We start from the raw sequence: 21,000 nt of genomic DNA, 5'->3' as shown, positions 1-21,000 counted from the left end.
TCAGTCTAGCCGAGCGCGCACCCGCTCGACCTGCGAGACAGGCCACTGCAGCCGGGCGGCGAGCTCCGCCGTCGTCGCGTCCCCGCCGAGGGCGCGCTGCGCGTGGGCGACGAGGCGACGGCGCAGGACCGTGCGGCGCCGGCGGCGCAGCACCGCGGCGCCGACGAGCCCGTGGCGGGGCGCGGCGAGGAGCGCGAGGAGGAAGAGGACGCCGACGACGCTCGCGACCATCCCCGCGATCGACAGGTCCCCGACGACGGCGAGCCCGTACCCGACGAGCACGGCGACGGCCCCGACCGCGAGCGCCGTCGCGAGCATGAGGCCGAGCCGGTCGGTGAGGAGGTACGCGGTGGCCGCGGGCCCGGCGAGGAGGGCGACGACGAGGATCGCGCCCACGGAGTCGAAGGCACCGACGACCGTGACGGACACGAGCGCCATGAGGACGTGGTGGACCAGCACCGGGGAGAGGCCGACGACGGCGGCGAGCGCCGGGTCGAAGGTCGTCACCTTGAGCTCCTTGTGGAGCAGCGTGACGACGGCGACGGCGAGGACCGCGACGGTCCCGGTGGTCCACCAGGAGCGCGGTCCGAGACTCACCCCGTCGACCGTGAGCAGGTGCAGGGGCGCGAAGGCGATCTCACCGAAGAGGACGTGCTCGAGGTCGAGGTGGACGTTGCCGCCGTAGCGGGCCACGAGGAGGACACCGAGGGCGAAGAGCCCGGTGAAGACGATGCCGGTGGCGGCGTCGCCCCTCACCGTCCCGCTCCGTTCGAGGAGGTCGACGAGGACGACGGTGAGCAGCCCGAACACGGCGGCCCCGGCGACCGCGGCGAGCGGCCCGAGGGACCCGGTGAGGAAGAAGGCGAGGACGATCCCGGGCAGGGCGGCGTGGGAGATCGCGTCCCCCACCATGACGCTGCGGCGCAGCAGGAGGAAGCAGCCGAGCAGTGCGCACGGGGCGACGACGAGCAGGGCGGTGACGATGATGACGAGGTCGACGTTCATGCCCGCTCCCCCACCGGTGCGCGCCGGGCGCCCCGCCGGCCGCGGACGCGGCGCGCGGGCAGGGACAGGACGAGGAGCGCGGTCGCGACGAGGACGACGAGCGGACCGGTGGGCAGGTCGGTCGCCGTCGCGCTGAGCACCGCCCCGGTCACGCCGCTGAGCGCCCCGATGAGCGCGGCGAGCACGATCATCACCGGGAGCCGGTCGGTCCACTGCCGCGCCGCGGCCGCCGGGGTGATGAGGAGCGCGGCGACGAGCACGACGCCCACCGTCTGGATCCCCACGACGATCGCGACGACGAGCAGGACGGTGAGCAGAGCCTCCACGCGCCGCACCGGGTAGCCCACGGCCCGCGCGAAGGCCGGGTCGAAGGCGACGAGCTTGAGCTCCTTGTACGCCACGGCGACGACGGCGAGCGCCACCCCCGTCAGCGCCGCCATGGCGCGCACGTCAGCGGCGACGAGGCTCGCGGCCTGCCCGAGGACGAAGCGGTCCAGGCCGGACTGCCCGGAGGCGCCGGTGCCCGCGACGTAGGTGAGCAGCACCGTGCCGGCACCGAAGAACACCGACAGGACCAGCGCGAGGGCGGCGTCCTGCTTGACGCGCGTGCGCTGGACGACGACGAGGACGAGCCCCGCGGCGAGCGCCGCCGTCGCGCCCGCGCCCAGCATGGGACCGGAGCCGGACGTGGTGCCGGTGAGGAGGAAGCCGAGGACGACCCCGGGCAGCGTCGCGTGCGCGAGCGCGTCGCTGAGCAGGCTCTGGCGGCGCAGCACCGCGAAGGTGCCCAGCGTGCCGCCGAGCAGCCCGAGGACGGCCGCGCCGAGCGCGACGGTCCGCAGCGTGTAGTCACCCGCGAGCGCGGCGAGGTCACCCATCGCGACCCATCTCCTCCGCACGGCGCGCCGCCCCGCCGTAGGTGCGGGCGATGTTCTCGGCGGTGAAGACCTCCGCCGTCGGGCCCGCGGCGACGAGCTCGCGGTTGAGCAGGACGACGGTGTCGAAGTAGTCGGCGACGGTGGAGAGGTCGTGGTGGACGACGACGACGGTGCGGCCCTCGTCGCGCAGCTCACGCAGGAGGTCGACGACGACCCGCTCGGTGAGGTAGTCCACGCCGACGAAGGGCTCGTCGGCGAGGTAGAGCCGCGCGTCCTGGGCCAGGGCCCGGGCGAGGAAGACGCGCTGCTGCTGCCCACCGGACAGCTCCCCGATCTGCCGGCCGGCGAGGTCGAGCATGCCCACCCGCTCGAGGCAGCGCTCGGCGGTGCGCCGCTCCTCCGCGCCGGGCCGCCGCAGCCAGCCGAGCCGCCCGTAGGTGCCCATCTCGACGACGTCGCGCGCGTCGGTGGGGAAGTCCCAGTCCACGCTCCCCCGCTGGGGGACGTAGCCGACCTCGCGGCGCACCCGCTCCAGGGGCTGGCCGAAGATCTCGACGGCGCCTGCGACGGGGCGCACCAGGCCCATGGCGGCCTTGAGCAGCGTCGTCTTGCCCGCGCCGTTGGGGCCGACCACGCCGACGAGCCGACCCTCGGGCACGGAGAAGGACACGTCCCACAGGACGGGCTCGTCGCGGTAGGCGGCGGTGAGCCCGTGGACGGACAGCGGCGCGGTCATGACCCTCCCAGGGCGGTGGCGACGGTCTCGGCGTTGGCACGGAGCATCCCCGCGTAGCTGCCGGTGGGGGTGCCGGGCTCACCGAGGGCGTCGGAGTACAGGCCCTGCTCGGGCACGTGCACGTCCCAGCCGCGGTCGGCCGCGGCCGCGCGGACGGCCTCGATGCTCGCCGGGGAGACGCTCGACTCGGTGAACAGGGCGGGCACCTGCCGCTCGACGAGGAGGTCGACGAGGCGGCGGACGTCCGCGACGCCGGCCTCGTCCTCGGTGGACAGGCCCTGCACGCCCCGGACCTCCAGGCCGTAGGCGCGGCCGAGGTAGCCGAAGGCGTCGTGGGAGGTGACGAGGACGCGGCGCTGCTCGGGGACGGCGCCGAGGAGCTCGGCGGCCTCGGCGTGGGCGTCCAGCGCGTCCTCGACGTACTCACGGCCGCCGGCCGCGAAGGTCTCGGCGTGCTCGGGGGCGATCTCGGTGAGCTCCTCGACGAGGGGGTCCACGACCTGTACCCACAGCTCGGGGTCGAACCACACGTGGGGGTCGTACTGGTCGGGGTGGTCGGCGGAGGCGAGCAGCGCGTCGGGGGGCAGCGCGTCGGTGAGCGCGAGCACCCGCTCGAGCGCGCCGGCCTCGAGCACCTCCTCCATCCGGCCCTCGAGGAACAGGCCGTGGTAGACGACGAGGTCGGCGTCGACGAGGGCGCGCACGTCGCCCTGGCCGGCGCGGTACAGGTGCGGGTCCACGCCCGGCCCCATGAGCGCGGTGACCTCGACGTGCGCACCCCCGACCGCACGGACAAGGTCGGCCGCGTGCGTCGTCGTCACGGTGACGCGCACGCGCCCGTCGTCCGCGCCGCCCGCCGGCCCCGTGCACGCCGCGAGCAGCACGAGACCCGCCGCGAGCGCCACACGGTTTCGGGTACCCGAACTCATAGGGAGAGGTTAGCCGAACTTGCGCCCGGCGTCCCACCCCACCCCTCGCACCATGCGCCCGCTGATCCACTGTGCGCCCGGTCGGCCAGGCGCACAGTGGATCAGCGGGCGCACAGTCGAGGAGCGGACCGGCTCAGGCGGGCGCACGGCGCCGACAGCCAAGGCCTCCTGTCAGGCCGGGGTGAGGACCTCCGCCTCGAGCCGGGCGTAGCTCGTCTCCATGCCGTCGACCATCCCGGTGGCGAGGACGGCGTCACGCGTCTCGGTGTCGGGGTAGGTGACGACGAGCGTGAGGAGCGTGCCGCCGTCGACGGGCGTGAGGGTGAGCTCGTTGACGGCGGCCGGGCCCTCGGTGCCGATCATGCGCTCGGTCGTCACCTCGCGGCGGGGCGGCGCCGACTCGAGGAGCTCACCGGTGAACCCGAAGCGCCCGCCCCCACCGTCCCGCTCCCACTCGTTGCGGAAGGAGTCCCCGACGGACGTCGCCACCTCGCACACCGGCATGCTCCACCCGTCGGGCCCGAGCATCCAGCGGCGCAGCAGCGCGGGCTCGTGGTGAGCGTCCCACACCGTCTGGACCGGGCCCCGGATGACGCGGCTGACCCGCACCTGGGTGTCGCCCAGGAGCTGGGCCGCGGCGGGCAGGTCCGCGGCGAAGGAGGCGAGGTCGGCGACGACGGCGTCGACCTGGCCCATGGCGGCGGTCAGACCCTCCTCCATGCCCATCGAGAGCAGCTGCTCGAGCTCGCCGAGGGAGGGGAAGTAGGTGCGGGTCGTCAGGCGGGAGCCGGTGTCGGTCGGCTCGAAGTCGTAGACCATCCGCATGGACGGCAGCTCGGCGTCGGGGGCGCCGTCGGGCGTCGTGAAGCCGTCGCGCACCTCGAAGGACCGGCCGGGCTCGACGGCGAGGAACTCCCAGTACCCGCCCGACCGCTCGCCCTGGGGGCCGGTCATGACGTACTCGGAGCGTCCGCCGACGGCGAGGTCGTGACGCGTGAAGGTGGCGGGCCAGCCGGGCGGGCCCCAGAACTTCTCGATCTGGCGGGGGTCGGCGTAGGCGTCCCACAGCCGGTGGACCGGCACGGGGAAGTCGGCGACGACGGTCATCGTGAGGGCGTCGAGGTCCTTCTCGACGGAGGTGACGGGCATGGTGGTGCCTTTCTGGCGGTCACTCGTCTTCGGTGAGGAGCGCGTCGAGCCGGGTGACCCGTCCGCGCCAGAGCTGCTCGTACTGGTCGAGCAGGAGCTGGGCGCGGCGGATCGTGTCGGGGTTGCCGCGCACGAGGCGTTCGCGGCCCTGCCGGTGCTTGGTCACCAGACCGGCTCCCTCCAGGACGGCGACGTGCTTCTGCACGGCCGCGAACGACATGTCGTAGTCGCCTGCCAGCTCCGTCACGGTCGCCTCCCCCACGAGGGTGCGCCGGACGATGTCGCGCCGGGTGGCGTCGGCGAGGGCCCGGAACACCCGGTCCGTCGCGGCGTCGTCCAGCACGTCAAGTACAACCATGTGGTTGTACGTTAGTGACGTGGCGCCGGGCCGTCAACCCCCTCGGTCAGACGTACTGACGGGCGACCTCCACCGTCCGCGGGCCGTAGTGGCCTCCGAAGATCACCGCGTGCATGACGAGCATCGTCAGCTGGTGCAGGCCCACCCGCTCGCGCCAGCCGTCGGCCAGCGGGGAGACCTCCTGGTAGCCGGCGAGGATGTCGGGCAGCCGGTCGACGCCGAAGAGCGCGAGCGCCGCGAGGTCGGTCTCGGCGTGCCCGCCGTGGGCGGCCGGGTCGATGAGCACGCCCTCGACGACGCCGTCCCGACGCGTCCACACGACGTTGCCTCCCCACAGGTCGCCGTGCAGGCGCGCGGCCCCCTCCCCGACGAGCGCGGGCTGGTCGTGGTCGAGGTCGCCGGCCGAGAGCCGGTCGGCGACGCGCTCGAGGACGCGGGCGCCGTCGTCGTCGACGGAGCCCTTCGCGAGCGCGCGGGCCACGTAGGGGCGCAGCTGGTACTCGGCGTAGAACTCGCCCCACCGGCTGAACGGTGCCTCGGCGTCGTGACCGTGCAGCGGCATCGGCCCGGAGCTGCGCGGCACCTCCCCCCGCCAGCCGGGCGGCGTGCACCCCAGGGAGGGGGCACCCGCGGCGTGGGTACGGGCCAGGCCGCGCCCGAGAGCGGCGGCGGCCCCCGCCGTCGGCTCGGCCGCGGGCAGGTGGACCAGGTCCATCCACCCCTCCCCCTCCGCGAGGATCTCGACGACGGGTGCGCCCCCCTCGTCCACGGCCTCGGTCAGCCAGCGGAGGCCGGCCGCCTCGAAGCGCAGCGTCACCGGCTCGTCGGTCTTGCGGAAGGTGCTCATCGGACCATCGTGGCAAGGCGGTGGCCGCCCGGCGAGGGCGACCCCGGTTCGCTACAGTCGTCCCCGTGAGTGAAACGGGCGCGCGTGGCACGGCAGTGGTGATCGAGGACGACGCCGACATCAGGTTCCTCCTCGAGGTCACCCTGGGGCAGGCCGGCTTCACCGTGACGACGGCGCCGACCGGCCAGGCCGGCGTCGACGCGGTGCGCGAGCTGCAGCCCGTCATCACCACCCTCGACATCTCCCTGCCCGACTTCGACGGCTTCGAGGTGGCGCGGCGCATCCGTGCGTTCTCCGACACCTACATCCTCATGCTCACCGGCCGGGCGGAGGAGATCGACACCCTCCTCGGTCTGGAGGCCGGGGCCGACGACTACGTGACCAAGCCCTTCCGGCCCCGGGAGATCCGGGCGCGCATCGAGGCCCTCCTGCGCCGCCCGCGCGCGGTGGCCGCCGAGGCGCCGCCGGTCGGGTCGCCGGCGCCACCGCAGGCGCCCGAGGCGCAGGACGAGGCCCTCCTCGTCCACGGCGACCTGCGCCTGGACCGCGACGCCCGCGTCGTCGAGCTGGGCGGGAAGCCGCTGGAGCTGACGCGCAGCGAGTTCGACATCCTCACCGCCCTGCTGTCCAACCCGCGCCGGGTGCTGTCCAAGTCCCAGCTCGCCGGCGTCCTGTGGTCCGAGGGCTACGACACCGGCCTGGAGGCGACCGACGCGGACCGCCGCTCGGTGGAGGTCCACGTCGCCAACCTGCGGCGCAAGCTCGGCGAGGACGCCAGCAGCCCGCGGTACGTCGAGACGGTCCGCGGGGTGGGCTACCGGCTGGCGCTCAGCGCCCGCTGAGCGCGGCCCGTGCCCCGCGCAGCGCGTGGCACGTGGGCCCGGCCAGGGCCTCGACCTCGGCCAGCGCCCGCTCGGCGGCTGCGCCGTGCTCGGTGCGGCAGCGGGTGGCCGCGTCCGCGAGGGCGTGCGCCCCGAGCATCTGCGCCGAGCAGCCCAGGCTGAGGGAGACGTCCCGCAGGTCCTCCCCGGTGACCACCGCGAGGCGGAGCCGGGAGAGCCGGGCGGGCACCATCTCGATGAAGCGGTCGACCATCCCCGCCGTGGCCTGCACCCCCACCTGCTCGACCAGCCCGGACAGCTGCGACCGGTCCAGCGCCCCCTCGTTCACGGTGTCGTCCCCCGCGCTCAGGAGCAGTACGCCGCACCGAGACCGATGCGCTCGACCCGGACCCGGGTGCTCGAGGGCGCCGGGACGGTCGTGCCGTCGGCGAGCACCGCGGCCACGCGCAGGGTGTAGCTGTCGAAGTTGACGAAGTCGAACTGGTAGGGGCTGACCGTCGTCGTGCGCTGACGGGCCGGGACGGTGCCGACCTCGCGCCAGGTTCCCCGGTCCTCGAGCTGGAGGCTCCACCGGGCCACGGCCTGGTTGAGGCCACCGGCGTCCCAGTCCCAGCCCAGGGTGACCCACTGGTTGAGCCAGCCGGACGTGCAGCGCATGGCGGAGACGCTCGGGGCGGCCGGCAGCTGGTGGGTCGCGGTCCACGTGCTCGCGGCGGTCCACGCGCCCGCGGTGGCGGCGCCGTCGACGGTCGTGGCGAGCGCGAGGGTACGGCCGCCGAGCTGGACGCGGACCTGGTCGGAGGGCACGAAGGCGAGGCACACGGTGCGGGCGCCGCTCAGGCGCTCCCCGCCGGTGACGGCGAAGGAGGTGCGGGGACCGGTGAGGCTGGCGGTGTAGGCGACCGGGTCGGTCGCGGCGCAGGTGCCGTTCGTGCCGGCGAGGCGGTAGTCGACGCGGGAGCCGTCGAGCTCGGCGCCGGTGAGGGCGCGTCCACCGGAGGTGACGGTGACGGCGCCCGGGCGCCACGTGCCGCTCGTGTCACCGGACATGCCGAGGGTGGCGGTGGTGCCGGCGCCGGCGGTGGTGACGTCGACCTGGACGCCGCCGGTGCGCAGCTGGGGCACGGTCGTGGTGGTCTCGTCGCTCCACGCGGCGAGGGTCGACTCGCTCGGGCCCAGGAGAAGCACCCCGCCCAGCACGACGGCGAGGGCGAGGAGGCAGGCAGTGAGCCGCGTGGTCATGGCATCTCCTGGGTGAGGGTCCAGCGGATCGCGCCGGCGTCGAGGGTGGTGTGCTGGGCGACCGTCGTCGGGACCGTGAGGTCGACGACGGCGGTGACGGAGGCGCCGTCGTTCGCCGGCGTGACGGTCCAGCCGCGCGTGCCGGCGGCGGGGAGGGTCGTCGTCACCTGCGGCGTGGAGCGGGTCAGGCCCTGCAGGCCGGTGACCTCGAGACCGAGGGTGGCGGTGAGGAGCTCGCCCGCGGCGCTCACGCGCACCGTGGAGGTGAGGCGCACGACGTCGCCCGGGACGAGCGGGGTGCTCGCGGGCAGCGGCTGGGAGGTGCCGGGCCGCAGGACGACGGTGCTCGCGCCCAGCGGCTCCACGCTGAGCTCTCCGGCGGAGACGACCTGTGCCTCGCGGAGCTCGGCGTCGTTCCACCCGGCGAGGGTGGTGCCGCTGCCGGAGAGGAGGACCGCCGCCACGACTGCGGCGAGTGCGGCGCGGGTCAGGCGGTTCGGCACGATGGTCCTCCTCTCCGGTGGGTGGTGCGGGTGGTGGGTGCTGGTCAGGCGGCGGGGACGGTGTCCTGCGTCAGGGTGATGTCCAGGCCACCGAGGGAGACGGCCTGGCCCTGGCCGACGAGACCGGCGGTGCGGGCGTCGAAGGCGACCGTGACGGCGACGTCGAGCGTCTGCTTCTCGTCCTCGGCGACGACGGCGGCGGAGGTGCCGGTGACGGCCTGGCCGTTGAGGGACATCGTCGCGTTCTCGCGCAGCTGGGTGAGGAGCTCGGCGTCGCCGGTGAGGCCCTCGAGGTTGTGGGCGACGGTCGCGCGGAGCAGGTCACCCTGCGCGTCGATCGTCATGGTCTCGCGGTAGGTGAGGGCGTCGCCCGGGACGACGAGGTAGGAGCCGTCCGCGACGGCGGTGGTGACGTCCGCGCCGGCGGCGTTCGTCCAGGTGCCCTGGCCGGCGGCGAGGTCGAGGACACCGGCAGTGATCGCGGTGTCGGTCGCGGCGGCCTCGGAGTCGGACCACTCGGCGAAGGTGGCGCCGCCGGCGCCGAGGACGACGACGCCCACGGCGGTGGCCGCGACGGCCTTCCACGTGGTGCCGGTGGAGCGGGAGGTGGTGGAGCGTGCCATGGTCGTGCCTCTCGGTGCGGGAAGCCGGTCTGTCCGGCGCTGCACCCACTGTCGGCCGCCGACCTCAGCCGGTCCTGCCCCTCACCTCAGCCCCACCTCAGGACTGCCTCAGGTTTCCTCAGTACCAGCCCAGCACCCGGTTGCCGCCCTCGACCGCGGCGCGGTTCGCGCGCTGCGTGGCCAGCGCGCGCAGGGCGTCGAGGTCGTAGCCGGTCTCGGCGTCGCTGGCGACCCCGAGGCTGACCCGCAGCCGCAGCCGGGCGCCGCCCTCGATGGTGAGTGGCGTGGCGATGACCCGGCGGCGGAGGTTCTCCGCCCACACCTGGCCCTCGGCCCCCGTGAAGCCACGCAGGAGCACCTCGAAGGCGTCGCCCGCGTCGTCCACCTGCCCGGCGAGTGACGCGGACGGCGGGGCCAGCAGGCGGGCGCTGTCGACGACGGAGACGAGCGCACTCTCGGCGACCGCCGGGTGGAAGGCGGTGGACAGGTGCTCGTGGCCCTCGACGGTGACGGACACGAACGTGAGCGGGTCCCCGGCCCGCTGCGCCTCACGCACCGCCTCCCGGGCGCGCGGCACGAAGGTCGTCGGGGTGCGCAGGCCGGTCCGCGGGTCGAAGGCACCGCTGCGGGCCTCGAGGGCGTGGACCTCGTCGGTGCGGATGACGACCATGCTGTAGCCGGCGGTGGTGATGAGGACGAGGACCACGAGCGTCGTCGTCGACGTCCCGAGCGGCCCGGTGAACATGGCGGCACCGGGCCCGGCCACGAGGTAGACGGCCAGGCGCAGGAGGTAGTAGCCGCCGACGAGGAGGAGGACTCCGCCCAGCACCCTCCCCAGGCGGTGCCGGTACACCCGGCCCCGCAGCGCGGCGACACCACCGAGCACCCCGCCGGCGGCGGTGCCGAGCAGCACCGCCCAGCCCCCGCCCCACGCGCCGGCGTCAGGTCCCGCGAGAAGGGCCGCGAGGGCGGTGACCACGGCGGCCCCGAGGGTGACACCGAGCAGCGGGCGACGCCCGTCGTCGGCGCGCACGCCGTTCCACATCGCCAGCGTCGTCACGACCGACGAGGCGTTGCCGAGCGCGACGAACCACCACAGCGAGTCGCTCGTGGAGGCGGCGAGGTAGAAGAGCGCGGTGGTGACGGCACTGCTGAGGGCGAGGGTCCACAGCAGGTCGACGGGCGAGCGCCCGCGGCTGGCGACCTCGATGACGAAGCTCGTCGCGACGATCGCGATGACGACGATCGAGACGACGTACAGGGTGGTGGGGTCGAGCATCAGCGTCCCACCCCCGCCGGCAGGACGATCTCGACCCGCGTGCCGCGGCCGGGCTCGGAGGACAGCGCGATGGACCCGCCGAGCGCCTCGACGATCTGCCGGCTGATGTGCAGACCCAGGCCGGTGCCCTGGACGGCGGTGTGACGCACCTCGGGCGCGCGGTAGAACCGGGTGAAGAGCTGACGCTGGTCGGCCTCGGGGATGCCCGGCCCGTCGTCGGCCACGACGAGCCGCACCTTGCTGCCCTCGTCCCGCAGCTCGATGCTCACGTGCCCGCCGGGGTGGGAGTACTTGACCGCGTTGGAGACGACGTTGTCGACGACCTGCGTGAGGCGTCCGACGTCGGCGCAGACGATGCCCGAGCCCTCCGCGGTGGTCGCGATCTCGATGTCGCGGTCGACGGCGCGGGGGGTCTGGGACTCGACGACGTCCGCGATGACGGCGTGCAGGTCCACGTCCTCCCGGGACCCCACGTCCGAGGCCGTGCGCGCCGCGCTGAGGAGGTTGTCGATGAGGATGCGCAGGCGGCCGGCGTTGCGCTCGGCGACCTCGAGGTAGCCGGCGACGTGCGGCGGCACGTCGGGGTCGTCGACCGCGAGGTCGAGGTAGCCGGTCACCGAGGTGAGCGGCGTGCGCAGCTCGTGGGAGACGGAGGAGACGAAGTCGTCGCGCTGGGACAGGGCGAGGAGCTCGTCCGTGACGTCGTGGAGGGCGACGACGGTGCCCTCGCTGCCCGCGCCGTCGTGCGGGAGCGGCGCGCTGGAGATCCGGAAGGCGGCACGGTCCGCCGGCCCGTACTCCCACCACACGACGCGCCGTGACACACGCTCGCCGTCCACCACGCCGGCCAGCCGCGCCGGGTCCACCGGCGTGACGCCGTCGGCGGTGAGGAGCCGCGGCAGCGCGTCGGTGAGACGCGCGCCGACGGTGAGGACGCCTCTGCTCGCCTCACGCAGCGCCCGGTTGGCGACGACGACAGCACCGCGGGGGTCGAGGACGGCGACGCCCGCGTCGATCGTGTTGAGCACACCCTCGAGGCGGGCGCGGTCCTGGGCGGTGTCCTCGAGGAGCTCCTCGACGAGGGCGCTCTGGCCCGCGAGCAGCTCGCGGCGCGCGGTGGAGCGTTTCTCGGACAGGTGCAGCGAGGTGGCGACGGCGATGACGGCGGCGGGCACGACGAACATCCGGGCCGCGTTGTCGGGGGTGATCGCGAGCGCGCCCGCCTCGACCGCGCGGACGATGTCCACGCCCATCGACGAGGCCACCCCGGCGGTGACGGCGACGATCGTCGCCGTCCGGCCCATCGCGGCCAACCACACGACCGGCAGGATGATGAGCACCGACGCGCGCGCCCCCACGGTGAGGACACAGACGACAGCGACCATGTCGAGCAGCGGGACCACGGTCTCGGCCCACCGGGGCAGCGCCGGCCACGGGACGGCGGCGGCGAGCGCGGTCGCGAGGAGGTTGACCGCCGCGCCGACGAGCACGGGGTCCGGCAGTCCCGGGCCGTACTCCTGCCAGGCCGTCAGCGCCACGGTCATGACACCGAAGACGGCGAAGAAGGGCAGCTGGCGTCCGAGCACGGCGAACCGGCGTTGCGTGGTCTCGGCAGGGAGCGAGGCTGGCTGGCGGGGCACGTCTGGAGCCTATGGTGCTCGGCGGAGGGTGGCGCGGGCGGCACGCGGCAGCCGGACCGGAGGCGTGGTGGGTGACGTTCTCGTCCAGGCGTCGCCCGTCGTGGCGGTCGTCGGGCTGGGCCCGGTGGCACCGCGCCTCAGCCGAGCACCTCGGCGACCCACTGCGGCACGAGCTGCACGGCCGGTCCGGTGCGGACCTCGTCGAAGTAGCGGGACACCGCGCTGGGCTCGAGGTTGAGCTCGACCGTGCGTGCCCCGCTGTGCGCCGCCAGCGCGACGTAGCCCGCCGCCGGGTACACGGCCCCGGACGTGCCGACGGCGACGAAGAGCTCGCACCCGGTGAGAGCCCGGTCGATGACCTCCAGCGCGTAGGGCACCTCCCCGAACCAGACGACGTCGGGGCGCAGCTCCGCCCGCCCGCACACCGGGCAGGGCGGGGCACCCTGCAGGTCGGTGTCCCAGGCGGGGCGGGCGCCGCAGGCCTGGCACCGGGCACGGCGCAGCTCGCCGTGCATGTGGACCACCCGACGCAGGCCGGCACGCTCGTGGAGGTCGTCGACGTTCTGCGTGACGACGAGCAGGTCCTCCCCCAGCGTCTCCTCCAGGGCGGCGAGCGCCGCGTGGGCCGGGTTGGGCGCGACGAGCGCGAGGCCGCGGCGGCGGGCGTCGTAGAAGCGGTGGACGAGGTCGGGGTCCCGGGCGAAGCCCTCGGGGGTGGCGACGTCCTCGACGTCGTGCCCCTCCCACAGCCCACCGGAGTCGCGAAAGGTGGCCACCCCCGACTCCGCGGAGATGCCGGCACCGGTGAGGACGACGACGCGCATGAGGCCATTGTCGGGGCACCGGGCGCCGTCCCGCCCACCGCTACGGTGAGGCGGTGAACCTCCGTCACGTCCTGGGACGTGCCTTCCGAGCTCTCGACCGGGTCCCGCGGTGGGCGCGGCTCCTCCTCGCGGCGGGCGTCGTCGCCCTCGGCGTGCTCACGGTGCTGCGGCCGACCTCCTCCCTCGGGGCGCTCGCGCTCCTGCTCGGCGCCGGCCTCGTCCTCCAGGGCGTGGTCGAGGTCGTCGGCGCCACCCCCGGTGCGAGGGGGCGCGCCACCGCAGCCGCCGCCGGCTGGGTCCTCGCGGGCGGTCTCGTCCTCCTCCTGCCGGGGCTCACCGTCCGCGTGCTCGCCGTCGTCGTCGCGGTCGCGCTCCTCGTCCACGGTGCCCTCCTCCTCGTCTCCGCCCTGCGCCGCGGCCGGGCGGGCGCCGACCGGCTCGCCGACGCCGCCTTCGGCGTCGCCGGTGTCCTCCTCGGCCTGCTCGCCCTCGCCTGGCCGGACATCACCTCGCTGGCGACGGCCGTCGCCGTCGGCGCTCGGCTCGTCATGAGCGGTGTCGCCCTGGCGTGGACGACGGCGGGCACCCGCCGCTCGCCCCGCCACCGGCCCCGCAGGCGCGCGGTCGCGGCACTCACCGCCGTGGCGGTCGCGGCGGGCGCGGCGGTCCTCAGCGGCACGCTCCGCGAGGGCTCGACGGTGACCGACGACTTCTACGCCGCACCGCGCGACGTCCCCGCCGAGCCGGGCCGGCTCGTGCGCGCCGAGGACCTCACCCGCGGGGTGCCGGAGGGCGGCCGAGGCTGGCGGGTGCTCTACACGACGACCAGGGGCGACGGCACCCCGGCTGTGGCGAGCGGCCTCGTCGTCGTCCCGGAGGGCGAGGGCCCGTGGCCGGTGGTCGACTGGCACCACGGCACCACCGGCGTCGCCGAGCACTGTGCGCCGTCGCTGTCGCGCGAGCCCTTCGCGTCCGGCGCCCTGCTCGTCCTTCCCGAGGTCCTCGACTCCGGGTGGGCGCTGGTCGCCACCGACTACATCGGGCTGGGCACCGGCGGGCCGCACCCCTACCTCGTCGGACCGGACAGCGCGCACGCCGCCCTCGACGCGGTCCGCGCGGCGCGCGAGCTCGTCGACCTCGACGACCGCACCGTCGCGTGGGGCCACTCCCAGGGTGGCGGCGCCGCCCTGTGGAGTGGTGCGCTCCAGCCGGAGTACGCGCCGGACGTCGAGCTGGCGGGCGTCGCCGCCCTCGCCCCGGCGAGCGACCTGCGGGGTCTCGTCGCGGGCCTCGAGGACGTCACCGGGGGCAGCGTGCTCGCGTCCTACGTCGCCGCGGCCTACGCCGCCGAGTACGACGACGTCACGTGGCGGCAGTACGTCCGGCCGGGCGCCGAGGTCGTGCTGCGGCAGATGGCCGAACGGTGCCTCGAGCCGCCGGGCGTGCTCGCCTCGGTCCTCACGGCGCTGGCCCTGTCGGCCGAGCCCACCCTGTTCGCCGCGGACCCGGCCTCCGGCGCTTTCGGCGCGCGCCTGACGCAGAACGAGCCCCCGCCCTCGGCGCTCCCGGTCCTCCTCGCGCAGGGCGGGGCGGACACGCTCATCACGCCGGCGGTCCAGGACGCCTACGTCGAGCGGCTGTGCGCGCGGGGCGCCACCGTGGACCACCGCACCTACACCGGCCGGGACCACCTCTCGCTCGTCGCGGCCGACTCCCCGCTCGTCCCTGATCTCCTCGCGTGGACGGCCGAGCGGCTCCGTGCTGCTCCCGTCTCGCGGGACTGCCGTACGGTCCGCGACGCAGGGCCCGAGGCGCCGCCACCACCCCCATGAGCACACCGTCGTCAACCGGCAGGGGCACGCTGCGGCGGCGCCGCACCGGGACCGCGAACCACTCCTCGCCCGCGCCGCCTGCGCGGACCGTCACCGCGGCACCTACCCTCCCGCGGTGACGGTCCGGTTGTGCTCGAGCGCGACCTCGAGCCAGGACGCGAGGCCCTCCCCGACGAGGGCGGTCGCCGCCACCTCGACCCAGCCCGGGCCCATGTCCCTGTCCGGTCCCATGACCGCCTGCGCCGCACCGGGTCGGTCGAGGAGCTCCTCGTGACGGTCGGCGTCGACGCGCACGAGCAGCCCGCCGTCCTTGAGCGCGCTGGCGACGAGCTTCTCCCTCACGAGGAAGGAGCGCGTGCCGAACATGGTCTCCTCCCGGACCGGCGCCTCACCGGACAGCAGCGCGCGCATGCGGTCGACGAGCTCGGTCTGTGCGGTCATCACGGGCTCCTCGTCACGGCGGACACTGTCGAGGACGAGTGTGCCGAGGACGGGCAGCTTGCGTAGCCGTTTTCCGATGCGGAGACGTCAGAGGCGCGACACCCGGTGGGTGCCGCGCCTCTGACGAGCTGTGGAGCTAGGGGGATTCGAACCCCCGACCTCTTCCATGCCATGGAAGCGCGCTACCAACTGCGCCATAGCCCCTTGCTGCGTCACCGAGTCTAGACGACGGCGGACCTCGCTGACCAATTCGCGGGCCGTGGTGCGCACCACACTGCTCAGGCGGTGAGGTTGTGCGCGGTGAGCCGCCAGCCGGGACGCCGCCCCGGGTTGGGAGCGACGAGCGCCCAGGCGCAGTTGTCCAGGCCGCCGAGCCCGAACCACGCCCCGGCGTCGAGGTCGAGCAGGTGGGTCAGGCCCAGGGTGATGGCCGCACCGTGGGCGACGGCGACGAGCACGCCGTCGTCGTCCACCTCGCCCGCCGCCTCGAGCAGGGCGGCCGCGACACGGCGCCCGACGTCCACGCGGGTGTCCGCCTCGATGCCCTCCGGCTCCTCCCCCTGCCGCCAGGCGCGGTAGGCGGCGGGCCAGCCGGCCTCGATCTCGGCCTGCGTCAGGCCCTCCCAGTGCCCGAAGGAGCGCTCACGCAGCCTCGGCTCGGGCTCGACGGGCACGCCGGTGAGCTCACCGAGGGCCGCCGCCGTCCGCAGCGCGCGCTGGAGGTCGGAGCTGATGATGCGAGCGGGACCCAGCTCGGCGATCCGGGCCGCGGCCGCCTCGGCCTGGGAGATCCCGGTCGCGTTGAGGGCGATGTCGGACTGGCCCTGCAGCCGCCCGGCGGCGTTGAAGTCGGTCTGGCCGTGGCGCCACAGGAGGATGGTGCCGGCGGTCACGAGAACGTGCCGGCGTCGTCCTCGTCGGCCGGCCCGTGCAGGTCGGCGGGCAGCTCGATGACGGGGCAGTCCTTCCAGAGGCGCTCGAGGGCGTAGAACTCGCGGTCCTCGGTCTGCTGGACGTGGACGATGATGTCGCCGTAGTCGAGGAGCACCCAGTGCGCCTCGGTCACCCCCTCCTTGCGCATCGCCTTGGCGCCCTCGCCGTGGAGAGCCTCCTCGACGCCGTCGACGATGGCACGGACCTGACGGTCGGTGCCGCCCGACGCGACGACGAACGCGTCGGTGAGGACGAGACGCTCGCTCACGTCGAGCGCGACGATCTCCTCGGCCTTCTTCTCTGCGGCCGCGCGGGCGGCGACGACGGCAAGGTGGCGGGCTCTCTCGTCAGCTGGCACTGGTCTCCTCGGGGTGGGTCGTGGTGATGGTGGTGGTGGGCAAGGCGGTGGGCGAGCCGGCGAAGGCGCCGGTGGCGAGCAGCCAGATGAGCGCACCGAGGATGGCGGCGACGAGCACGAGCACGGCGATCTTGACGGCCGCCACGGCGGGGTTGGGCTCCTCGGCCGTCTGCGGTGCGGGCGCGGGCGCGACGTCGGCCTCGGGCTCGGGCTCGGGGGCCGGGTCCTCGGCCCGCAGTGAGCGGCGCGAGGGCGCGGCGTCCGGGCTGGCGCCGGAGACGGCGTCGATGGCCACCCACCGGGGGCGCAGCGGAAGGTCGTCGTCCTCGGGTTCCTCGGCGCTCTGCCCCGTGGCCGGCTCCGGGAGCGCCGCGCGCGCGGCGCGCGCCGGGCCGTCGAGGTCGAGGGAGAAGGTGGCGCGCTCGGACCACACCGCCGGCCCCGGGCTCGCCTCGGGCTCGACCGGCGCGGCGGTGGGCTGCGCCTCCGGGGCGTCCGGGGCGTCCGGACGGACGACGGGCTGGATCCCGGTCAGCTGACCGGTGGAGTCCAGCGCCCGGACGCCCCGAGCGGTGCTGGGCGTGCGGACGACCGGTCGCCGGCCGGTGGCGGTCCGCTCCTGCGGCTGCTCGGCGCTGGCCGGCCCCGGGTCGCGCTCCCGCAGGGACCGGCGGCTCGGGATCCGCGGCGGCGCGCTGGGCGCCTCGCTCGGCGGCGCGGAGGCCGGGGTCGGTGCGCTCGCCGGCGCGGAGGCCGGGGTCGGTGCGCTCGCCGGCGCGGACGGAGCACTCGGCGCGGAGCCGCGCTCCGGCGTCGGGGCGGCGGACGTCGACGGCGCGGAGGGGGCCGACGGCGCCGACCCGGGGGTCGTCATGGGCGGCGGGACGGGCCGCTCGTGGTGCTGACCCAGCGGGAGCTCGCCGGTGGCGATGGCCTCCAGGCGCGCGGCCTCCTCGGCCTGCTGCCAGCGCAGCTCGCGGCGGGTCAGCGGCCGGGTGGCCCCGGCCTGCTCGGCGGCGCGGGCGGCGGCGCGCTCAGCCTCACGACGGCGCCGGCGCTCCCCCGTGGGACGGTCCGTCCCCTCACTCATCGGCTCGTCCTCCCTCGCGGCTGGGCGGCGTCATGCCGGCGCCGGACGGAGCCGGCGACCGGTACAGGCCGTGCTTGTGGATGTACTGGACCACGCCGTCGGGCACGAGGTACCACACGGGCATGCCCTCCTGGACGCGGCGGCGGCAGTCGGTCGAGGAGATCGCCATCGCGGGCACCTCCAGGAGCGAGACGCCGCTGCTCGGCAGGCCGGTGTCGTCGAGGTGGTGCCCCGGGCGGTCGACGCCGACGAAGTGGGCCAGGGACCACAGCTCGTCGACGTCCTTCCACGACAGGATCTCCGGGAGCACGTCCGCTCCGGTGATGAAGTAGAGCTCGGCGTCGGGGAAGGAGCCCTTGAGGTCACGCAGCGTGTCGATCGTGTAGGTCAGGCCGGGCCTGTCGATGTCCACCCGCGAGACGGTGAACCGCGGGTTGGACGCGGTCGCGACCACCGTCATGAGGTAGCGGTGCTCGGCGGGGGTGACCGTGCGGTCCTGCTTGAACACCGGCTCGCCGGTGGGGACGAACAGGACCTCGTCGAGCGAGAACACGTCGGCGACCTCGCTCGCGGCCACCAGGTGTCCGTGGTGGATCGGGTCGAAGGTGCCTCCCATGACGCCGATCCGCCGCGCCTGGTGCTCGGTCATGCTCAGCGGCGGCGCGTGTGCACGTTGCGGTAGGCCAGCGTCACCAGCAGCAGGAGCATGAGGATCGCGAAGGCGATGATCCCGTACATGATCGCCGGCATCGGGAGGTGGTTAGCGTGCTCCTCCGTCTGCTGGGCGAGGTTCACGAGCGAGCTCGTCATGGTGGTCGGCTTCCTTCCGTCGGGACGTGCGGTCCAGTCTCCCACGGCCGGGGAGGAGGGACCGTAGGGACCTTACTCGCGCACGTGGCCGTCGCCGACCACGACCCACTGGGTGGTGGTGAGCTCCCCCAGACCCATCGGGCCGCGAGCGTGCAGCTTCTGGGTCGAGATACCGATCTCCGCACCCAGGCCGAACTGCCCGCCGTCGGTGAAACGGGTGGAGGCGTTGACGATGACCGCGGCGGAGTCGACCTCGCGGGTGAAGCGCTCCGAGGCACGCAGGCTCGTGGTGCAGATCGCCTCGGTGTGGCCGCTGGACCAGCGCCCGATGTGGTCGATGGCGGCGTCGAGGTCGTCGACGACGCGCACCGCGAGGTCGAGGCTGAGGTACTCGGTGGCCCAGTCCTCGTCGGTGGCGGGGACCACGTCCACGCCCTGCGGGGCGAGGGCGGCGGCGTCGTCGTCGGCGTGGATGCGGACACCGGCCTCCCCGAGCGCGGCGAGCGCGACGGGGAGGAACCGCTCGGCGGCGGCGCGGTGGACGAGGAGCGTCTCGGCCGCGTTGCACACCCCGGTGCGCTGGGTCTTGGAGTTGAGCACGATCGCGACGGCCTGCGCGACGTCGACCTCCGCGTCGACGTAGACGTGGCAGTTGCCCACACCGGTCTCGATGACCGGCACGAGGGACTCCCGGACCACGGTCCGGATCAGGTCCGCGCCGCCGCGCGGGACGAGGACGTCGACGAGCCCGCGAGCGCGCATGAGCTCGACGGCGCCGGCGCGACCGTGCGCGTCGATGGACTGGACGAGGTCCGCCGGCAGCCCCTGGGCCTCGAGAGCCTCGCCGAGCACCTCGACGATGACGGCGTTGGAGGAGGCCGCGGCCGATCCGCCGCGCAGGATGACGGCGTTACCGGACTTCAGGGCCAGGCCGGCGGCGTCGACGGTGACGTTGGGCCTGGCCTCGTAGATCATCCCGACGACGCCCATGGGGACGCGGACCTGTCGGAGCGTGAGGCCGTTGGGCAGGGTGGAGCCGCGCACCACCTCCCCGACGGGGTCGGGCAGGGCGGCGAGCTCGCGCAGGGCGTCGGCGATGGCGGCGATGCGCTCGTCGGTGAGGGCGAGACGGTCGAGGAGGGACTCCTTCATGCCGCCCGCCCGGCCGCGGTCGAGGTCCTCGGCGTTGGCGGTGACGATCCGCGCCGAGGAGGCGACGAGGGCGTCCGCCATGGCGTGCAGGGCGGCGTCCTTGGTCGCGCGGGTGGCGGTGGCCAGCACCCGGGAGGCGGTCTTGGCCGCTCGTGCGGTGGCCTCCACGGCGGCGCGGACGTCGACGGTCACCGGCGCGGTGGGGCCGGGGTCGGCGACGAGGTGGGCGGGCTCGAGCACAGGCGTGTCCGTCATGCCCACCAGGGTATGCCGGACCGCCGACAGCCGGTAGGCGCGTCTCCCGGAGCAGTCACGCCGCCGCCGTGGCGCGCCCGGCAGTGACGCCCGTCCCAGCCGGCGTCACACGTCGGCGACGTACCCTGGTGGGGTGACCTCGACCAGTCCCCTGCCCGCGTCGGCCACACCCCCGGCCCCCGCCTCTCCCGGACCTTCCCGCTCCCGCGACGGCCTCGTCGACCGCCTCACCTGGGGTCTGGCCATCGCCAACCTCGTCGCGCAGATCGGGATCATCGTCACCGGCGGGGCCGTGCGGCTCTCCGGCTCGGGGCTCGGGTGCTCGGAGTGGCCGCTGTGCGAGCCGGGCTCCTTCACCCCGACGTTCCACGGGGAGAGCGACCTGCACCAGGCGATCGAGTTCGGGAACCGGACGCTCACCGGCGTCCTCGGGATCATCGCGCTCGCGCTCGTGTGGGCGGTGTACCGGCGTCAGCCCACCGCCTCGCGGCCCGCGTCGCTCAAGCGGCTCGCCCTGCTGCCGCTCGCCGGGATCGCTCTCCAGGCGTTCGTCGGTGGCGTCACGGTGTGGGTGGACCTGCACCCCGCGATCGTCGGCTCGCACATGCTCATCTCGCTCGCGCTCGTCGCCGTCTCGACCTACCTCCTGCTGCGCCTGGCCTCCCCCGACGCGCCCGCCCGGGCCGCCTCCTCCGGCCGCTTCCGCACCGTCGGCGGACTGGTCGTCGCCGTCGGCGTCGTGCTCCTCGCCCTCGGAGTGGTGACGACAGGCGCCGGGCCGCACTCCGGTGACGCGACGGAGCCCTACCGCTGGGCGCTCGACCCCGCGCTCGTCTCGCGCTTCCACGCGCTGGCCGTCTGGGCCTTCGTCGTCCTCGTCGTCGTGGGCCTGGTGCTCGCGCGCCGTGAGGGCAACGCCGCAGCGCAGCGGACGTGGCGCTGGCTGCTCGGTGTCACGCTGGCGCAGGGCCTCATCGGCTACGTCCAGTACTTCACCGGCCTGCCCGAGGTGCTCGTGGGCCTGCACATGCTCGGCTCGGCGCTCACGGTCGTCGCGCTCGTCTACGCCGTCGGCGCCCTGGTGACGCGCGACAGCCGCGTCACCACCGGCAGCTGACCCACTCCCCACCCCCTCGCCGAGCGCTGAGTTGTTACCCGCACCCCCACGCGCCGACCGCTGAGTTATTACCCGCACCCCCACGCGCCGACCGCTGAGTTATTACCCGCACCCCCACGCGCCGACCGCTGAGTTGTTACCCGAGCGCAGCGTGCGA

The 21,000-nt window shown here is 74.9% G+C and carries 24 protein-coding genes and 1 tRNA gene; 3 read left to right on the top strand and 22 right to left on the bottom strand.

Annotated elements, in window-relative coordinates:
- From DSZ44_RS11435 to DSZ44_RS11405, 7 genes are all read right to left on the bottom strand, one after another.
- A complete protein-coding gene (locus DSZ44_RS11435; protein ID WP_110852764.1) occupies positions 1 to 1,005 on the bottom strand; it encodes a metal ABC transporter permease in 1,005 nt (334 codons plus the stop codon).
- The gene (locus DSZ44_RS11430; RefSeq protein ID WP_110852763.1) at positions 1,002 to 1,883 is read right to left on the bottom strand and encodes a metal ABC transporter permease; all 882 of its coding nucleotides are present in this window, start codon (positions 1,881 to 1,883) and stop codon (positions 1,002 to 1,004) included. The genes DSZ44_RS11435 and DSZ44_RS11430 overlap by 4 nt, the downstream gene beginning before the upstream one ends.
- Positions 1,876 to 2,619, bottom strand: coding sequence for a metal ABC transporter ATP-binding protein (locus DSZ44_RS11425; protein WP_110852762.1), 744 nt, complete (start codon positions 2,617 to 2,619; stop codon positions 1,876 to 1,878). The genes DSZ44_RS11430 and DSZ44_RS11425 overlap by 8 nt, the downstream gene beginning before the upstream one ends.
- Positions 2,616 to 3,548 carry a metal ABC transporter solute-binding protein, Zn/Mn family gene (locus DSZ44_RS11420; protein WP_110852761.1) on the bottom strand — a complete coding sequence of 311 codons (933 nt, stop codon included), beginning with the start codon at positions 3,546 to 3,548 and terminating at the stop codon, positions 2,616 to 2,618. Before DSZ44_RS11420 ends, DSZ44_RS11425 begins: the two co-directional genes overlap by 4 nt.
- A 171-nt stretch (positions 3,549 to 3,719) precedes the next feature.
- Positions 3,720 to 4,697: an SRPBCC family protein gene (locus DSZ44_RS11415; RefSeq protein ID WP_110852760.1), complete on the bottom strand. Its 978-nt coding sequence runs from the start codon at positions 4,695 to 4,697 to the stop codon at positions 3,720 to 3,722.
- Between the two features lie 19 nt (positions 4,698 to 4,716).
- The gene (locus tag DSZ44_RS11410) at positions 4,717 to 5,055 is read right to left on the bottom strand and encodes an ArsR/SmtB family transcription factor (protein ID WP_110852759.1); all 339 of its coding nucleotides are present in this window, start codon (positions 5,053 to 5,055) and stop codon (positions 4,717 to 4,719) included.
- A 46-nt stretch (positions 5,056 to 5,101) separates the two neighbouring features.
- Positions 5,102 to 5,902 (bottom strand): fructosamine kinase family protein, encoded by an 801-nt coding sequence (locus tag DSZ44_RS11405; RefSeq protein ID WP_110852758.1) that lies wholly within the window; start codon positions 5,900 to 5,902, stop codon positions 5,102 to 5,104.
- Positions 5,903 to 5,967: 65 nt separating this feature from the next.
- On the opposite strand from DSZ44_RS11405, the gene DSZ44_RS11400 reads away from it, so the two are divergent.
- Positions 5,968 to 6,744 carry a response regulator transcription factor gene (locus tag DSZ44_RS11400; RefSeq protein WP_110852757.1) on the top strand — a complete coding sequence of 259 codons (777 nt, stop codon included), beginning with the start codon at positions 5,968 to 5,970 and terminating at the stop codon, positions 6,742 to 6,744.
- On the opposite strand, the gene DSZ44_RS11395 is transcribed toward DSZ44_RS11400, so the two are convergent.
- From DSZ44_RS11395 to DSZ44_RS11365, 7 genes are all read right to left on the bottom strand, one after another.
- Entirely contained in the window at positions 6,731 to 7,072 is a 342-nt protein-coding gene (locus tag DSZ44_RS11395; RefSeq protein ID WP_110852756.1) for a hypothetical protein, read from the bottom strand. The genes DSZ44_RS11400 and DSZ44_RS11395 overlap by 14 nt on opposite strands.
- 17 nt (positions 7,073 to 7,089) lie before the next feature.
- Complete coding sequence (locus DSZ44_RS11390; protein ID WP_110852755.1) at positions 7,090 to 7,986, bottom strand: hypothetical protein; 897 nt, start codon at positions 7,984 to 7,986, stop codon at positions 7,090 to 7,092.
- Positions 7,983 to 8,489, bottom strand: coding sequence for an alternate-type signal peptide domain-containing protein (locus tag DSZ44_RS11385; protein WP_181424618.1), 507 nt, complete (start codon positions 8,487 to 8,489; stop codon positions 7,983 to 7,985). Before DSZ44_RS11385 ends, DSZ44_RS11390 begins: the two co-directional genes overlap by 4 nt.
- Positions 8,490 to 8,533: 44 nt before the next feature.
- Positions 8,534 to 9,112 (bottom strand): alternate-type signal peptide domain-containing protein, encoded by a 579-nt coding sequence (locus DSZ44_RS11380; protein WP_110852753.1) that lies wholly within the window; start codon positions 9,110 to 9,112, stop codon positions 8,534 to 8,536.
- Positions 9,113 to 9,230: 118 nt separating this feature from the next.
- Positions 9,231 to 10,391: a GGDEF domain-containing protein gene (locus tag DSZ44_RS11375; protein ID WP_110852752.1), complete on the bottom strand. Its 1,161-nt coding sequence runs from the start codon at positions 10,389 to 10,391 to the stop codon at positions 9,231 to 9,233.
- Positions 10,391 to 12,031, bottom strand: coding sequence for a sensor histidine kinase (locus tag DSZ44_RS11370; protein WP_146237530.1), 1,641 nt, complete (start codon positions 12,029 to 12,031; stop codon positions 10,391 to 10,393). The genes DSZ44_RS11375 and DSZ44_RS11370 overlap by 1 nt, the downstream gene beginning before the upstream one ends.
- 137 nt (positions 12,032 to 12,168) lie before the next feature.
- Positions 12,169 to 12,855 carry an NAD-dependent deacylase gene (locus tag DSZ44_RS11365; protein ID WP_110852750.1) on the bottom strand — a complete coding sequence of 229 codons (687 nt, stop codon included), beginning with the start codon at positions 12,853 to 12,855 and terminating at the stop codon, positions 12,169 to 12,171.
- Positions 12,856 to 12,908: 53 nt separating this feature from the next.
- Here DSZ44_RS11365 and DSZ44_RS11360 point away from each other — a divergent pair, with 53 nt between their 5' ends.
- Positions 12,909 to 14,687 (top strand): lipase family protein, encoded by a 1,779-nt coding sequence (locus DSZ44_RS11360; RefSeq protein ID WP_258369444.1) that lies wholly within the window; start codon positions 12,909 to 12,911, stop codon positions 14,685 to 14,687.
- A gap of 102 nt (positions 14,688 to 14,789) precedes the next feature.
- On the opposite strand, the gene DSZ44_RS11355 is transcribed toward DSZ44_RS11360, so the two are convergent.
- The 8 genes from DSZ44_RS11355 to DSZ44_RS11325 form a co-directional block, all read right to left on the bottom strand.
- Positions 14,790 to 15,128 (bottom strand): TfoX/Sxy family protein, encoded by a 339-nt coding sequence (locus tag DSZ44_RS11355; protein WP_110852749.1) that lies wholly within the window; start codon positions 15,126 to 15,128, stop codon positions 14,790 to 14,792.
- 131 nt (positions 15,129 to 15,259) lie between these two features.
- Positions 15,260 to 15,332, bottom strand: a tRNA-Ala gene (locus DSZ44_RS11350).
- Between the two features lie 74 nt (positions 15,333 to 15,406).
- Positions 15,407 to 16,021: a histidine phosphatase family protein gene (locus tag DSZ44_RS11345; RefSeq protein ID WP_110852748.1), complete on the bottom strand. Its 615-nt coding sequence runs from the start codon at positions 16,019 to 16,021 to the stop codon at positions 15,407 to 15,409.
- Positions 16,018 to 16,419 (bottom strand): ribosome silencing factor, encoded by a 402-nt coding sequence (gene rsfS / locus DSZ44_RS11340; protein ID WP_110852747.1) that lies wholly within the window; start codon positions 16,417 to 16,419, stop codon positions 16,018 to 16,020. Before rsfS ends, DSZ44_RS11345 begins: the two co-directional genes overlap by 4 nt.
- Entirely contained in the window at positions 16,409 to 17,509 is a 1,101-nt protein-coding gene (locus tag DSZ44_RS18305) for a hypothetical protein (RefSeq protein WP_110852746.1), read from the bottom strand. The genes rsfS and DSZ44_RS18305 overlap by 11 nt, the downstream gene beginning before the upstream one ends.
- On the bottom strand, positions 17,502 to 18,158 hold the full coding sequence (nadD, locus tag DSZ44_RS11330) for a nicotinate-nucleotide adenylyltransferase (RefSeq protein ID WP_110852745.1): 657 nt from the start codon (positions 18,156 to 18,158) through the stop codon (positions 17,502 to 17,504). Before nadD ends, DSZ44_RS18305 begins: the two co-directional genes overlap by 8 nt.
- Before the next feature lie 2 nt (positions 18,159 to 18,160).
- The gene (locus tag DSZ44_RS18300; RefSeq protein WP_181424617.1) at positions 18,161 to 18,319 is read right to left on the bottom strand and encodes a hypothetical protein; all 159 of its coding nucleotides are present in this window, start codon (positions 18,317 to 18,319) and stop codon (positions 18,161 to 18,163) included.
- Between the two features lie 72 nt (positions 18,320 to 18,391).
- Complete coding sequence (locus DSZ44_RS11325) at positions 18,392 to 19,726, bottom strand: glutamate-5-semialdehyde dehydrogenase (RefSeq protein ID WP_110852744.1); 1,335 nt, start codon at positions 19,724 to 19,726, stop codon at positions 18,392 to 18,394.
- Between the two features lie 133 nt (positions 19,727 to 19,859).
- On the opposite strand from DSZ44_RS11325, the gene DSZ44_RS11320 reads away from it, so the two are divergent.
- Entirely contained in the window at positions 19,860 to 20,843 is a 984-nt protein-coding gene (locus DSZ44_RS11320; RefSeq protein WP_258369442.1) for a COX15/CtaA family protein, read from the top strand.
- Positions 20,844 to 21,000: the final 157 nt, after the last annotated feature.

The sequence above is a fragment of the Georgenia satyanarayanai genome (assembly GCF_900116375.1).
Lineage (GTDB): Bacteria > Actinomycetota > Actinomycetes > Actinomycetales > Actinomycetaceae > Oceanitalea > Oceanitalea nanhaiensis.
The sequence above is the reverse complement of the archived record's forward strand: the minus strand, read 5'-3'. Positions and strand labels throughout refer to the sequence as shown.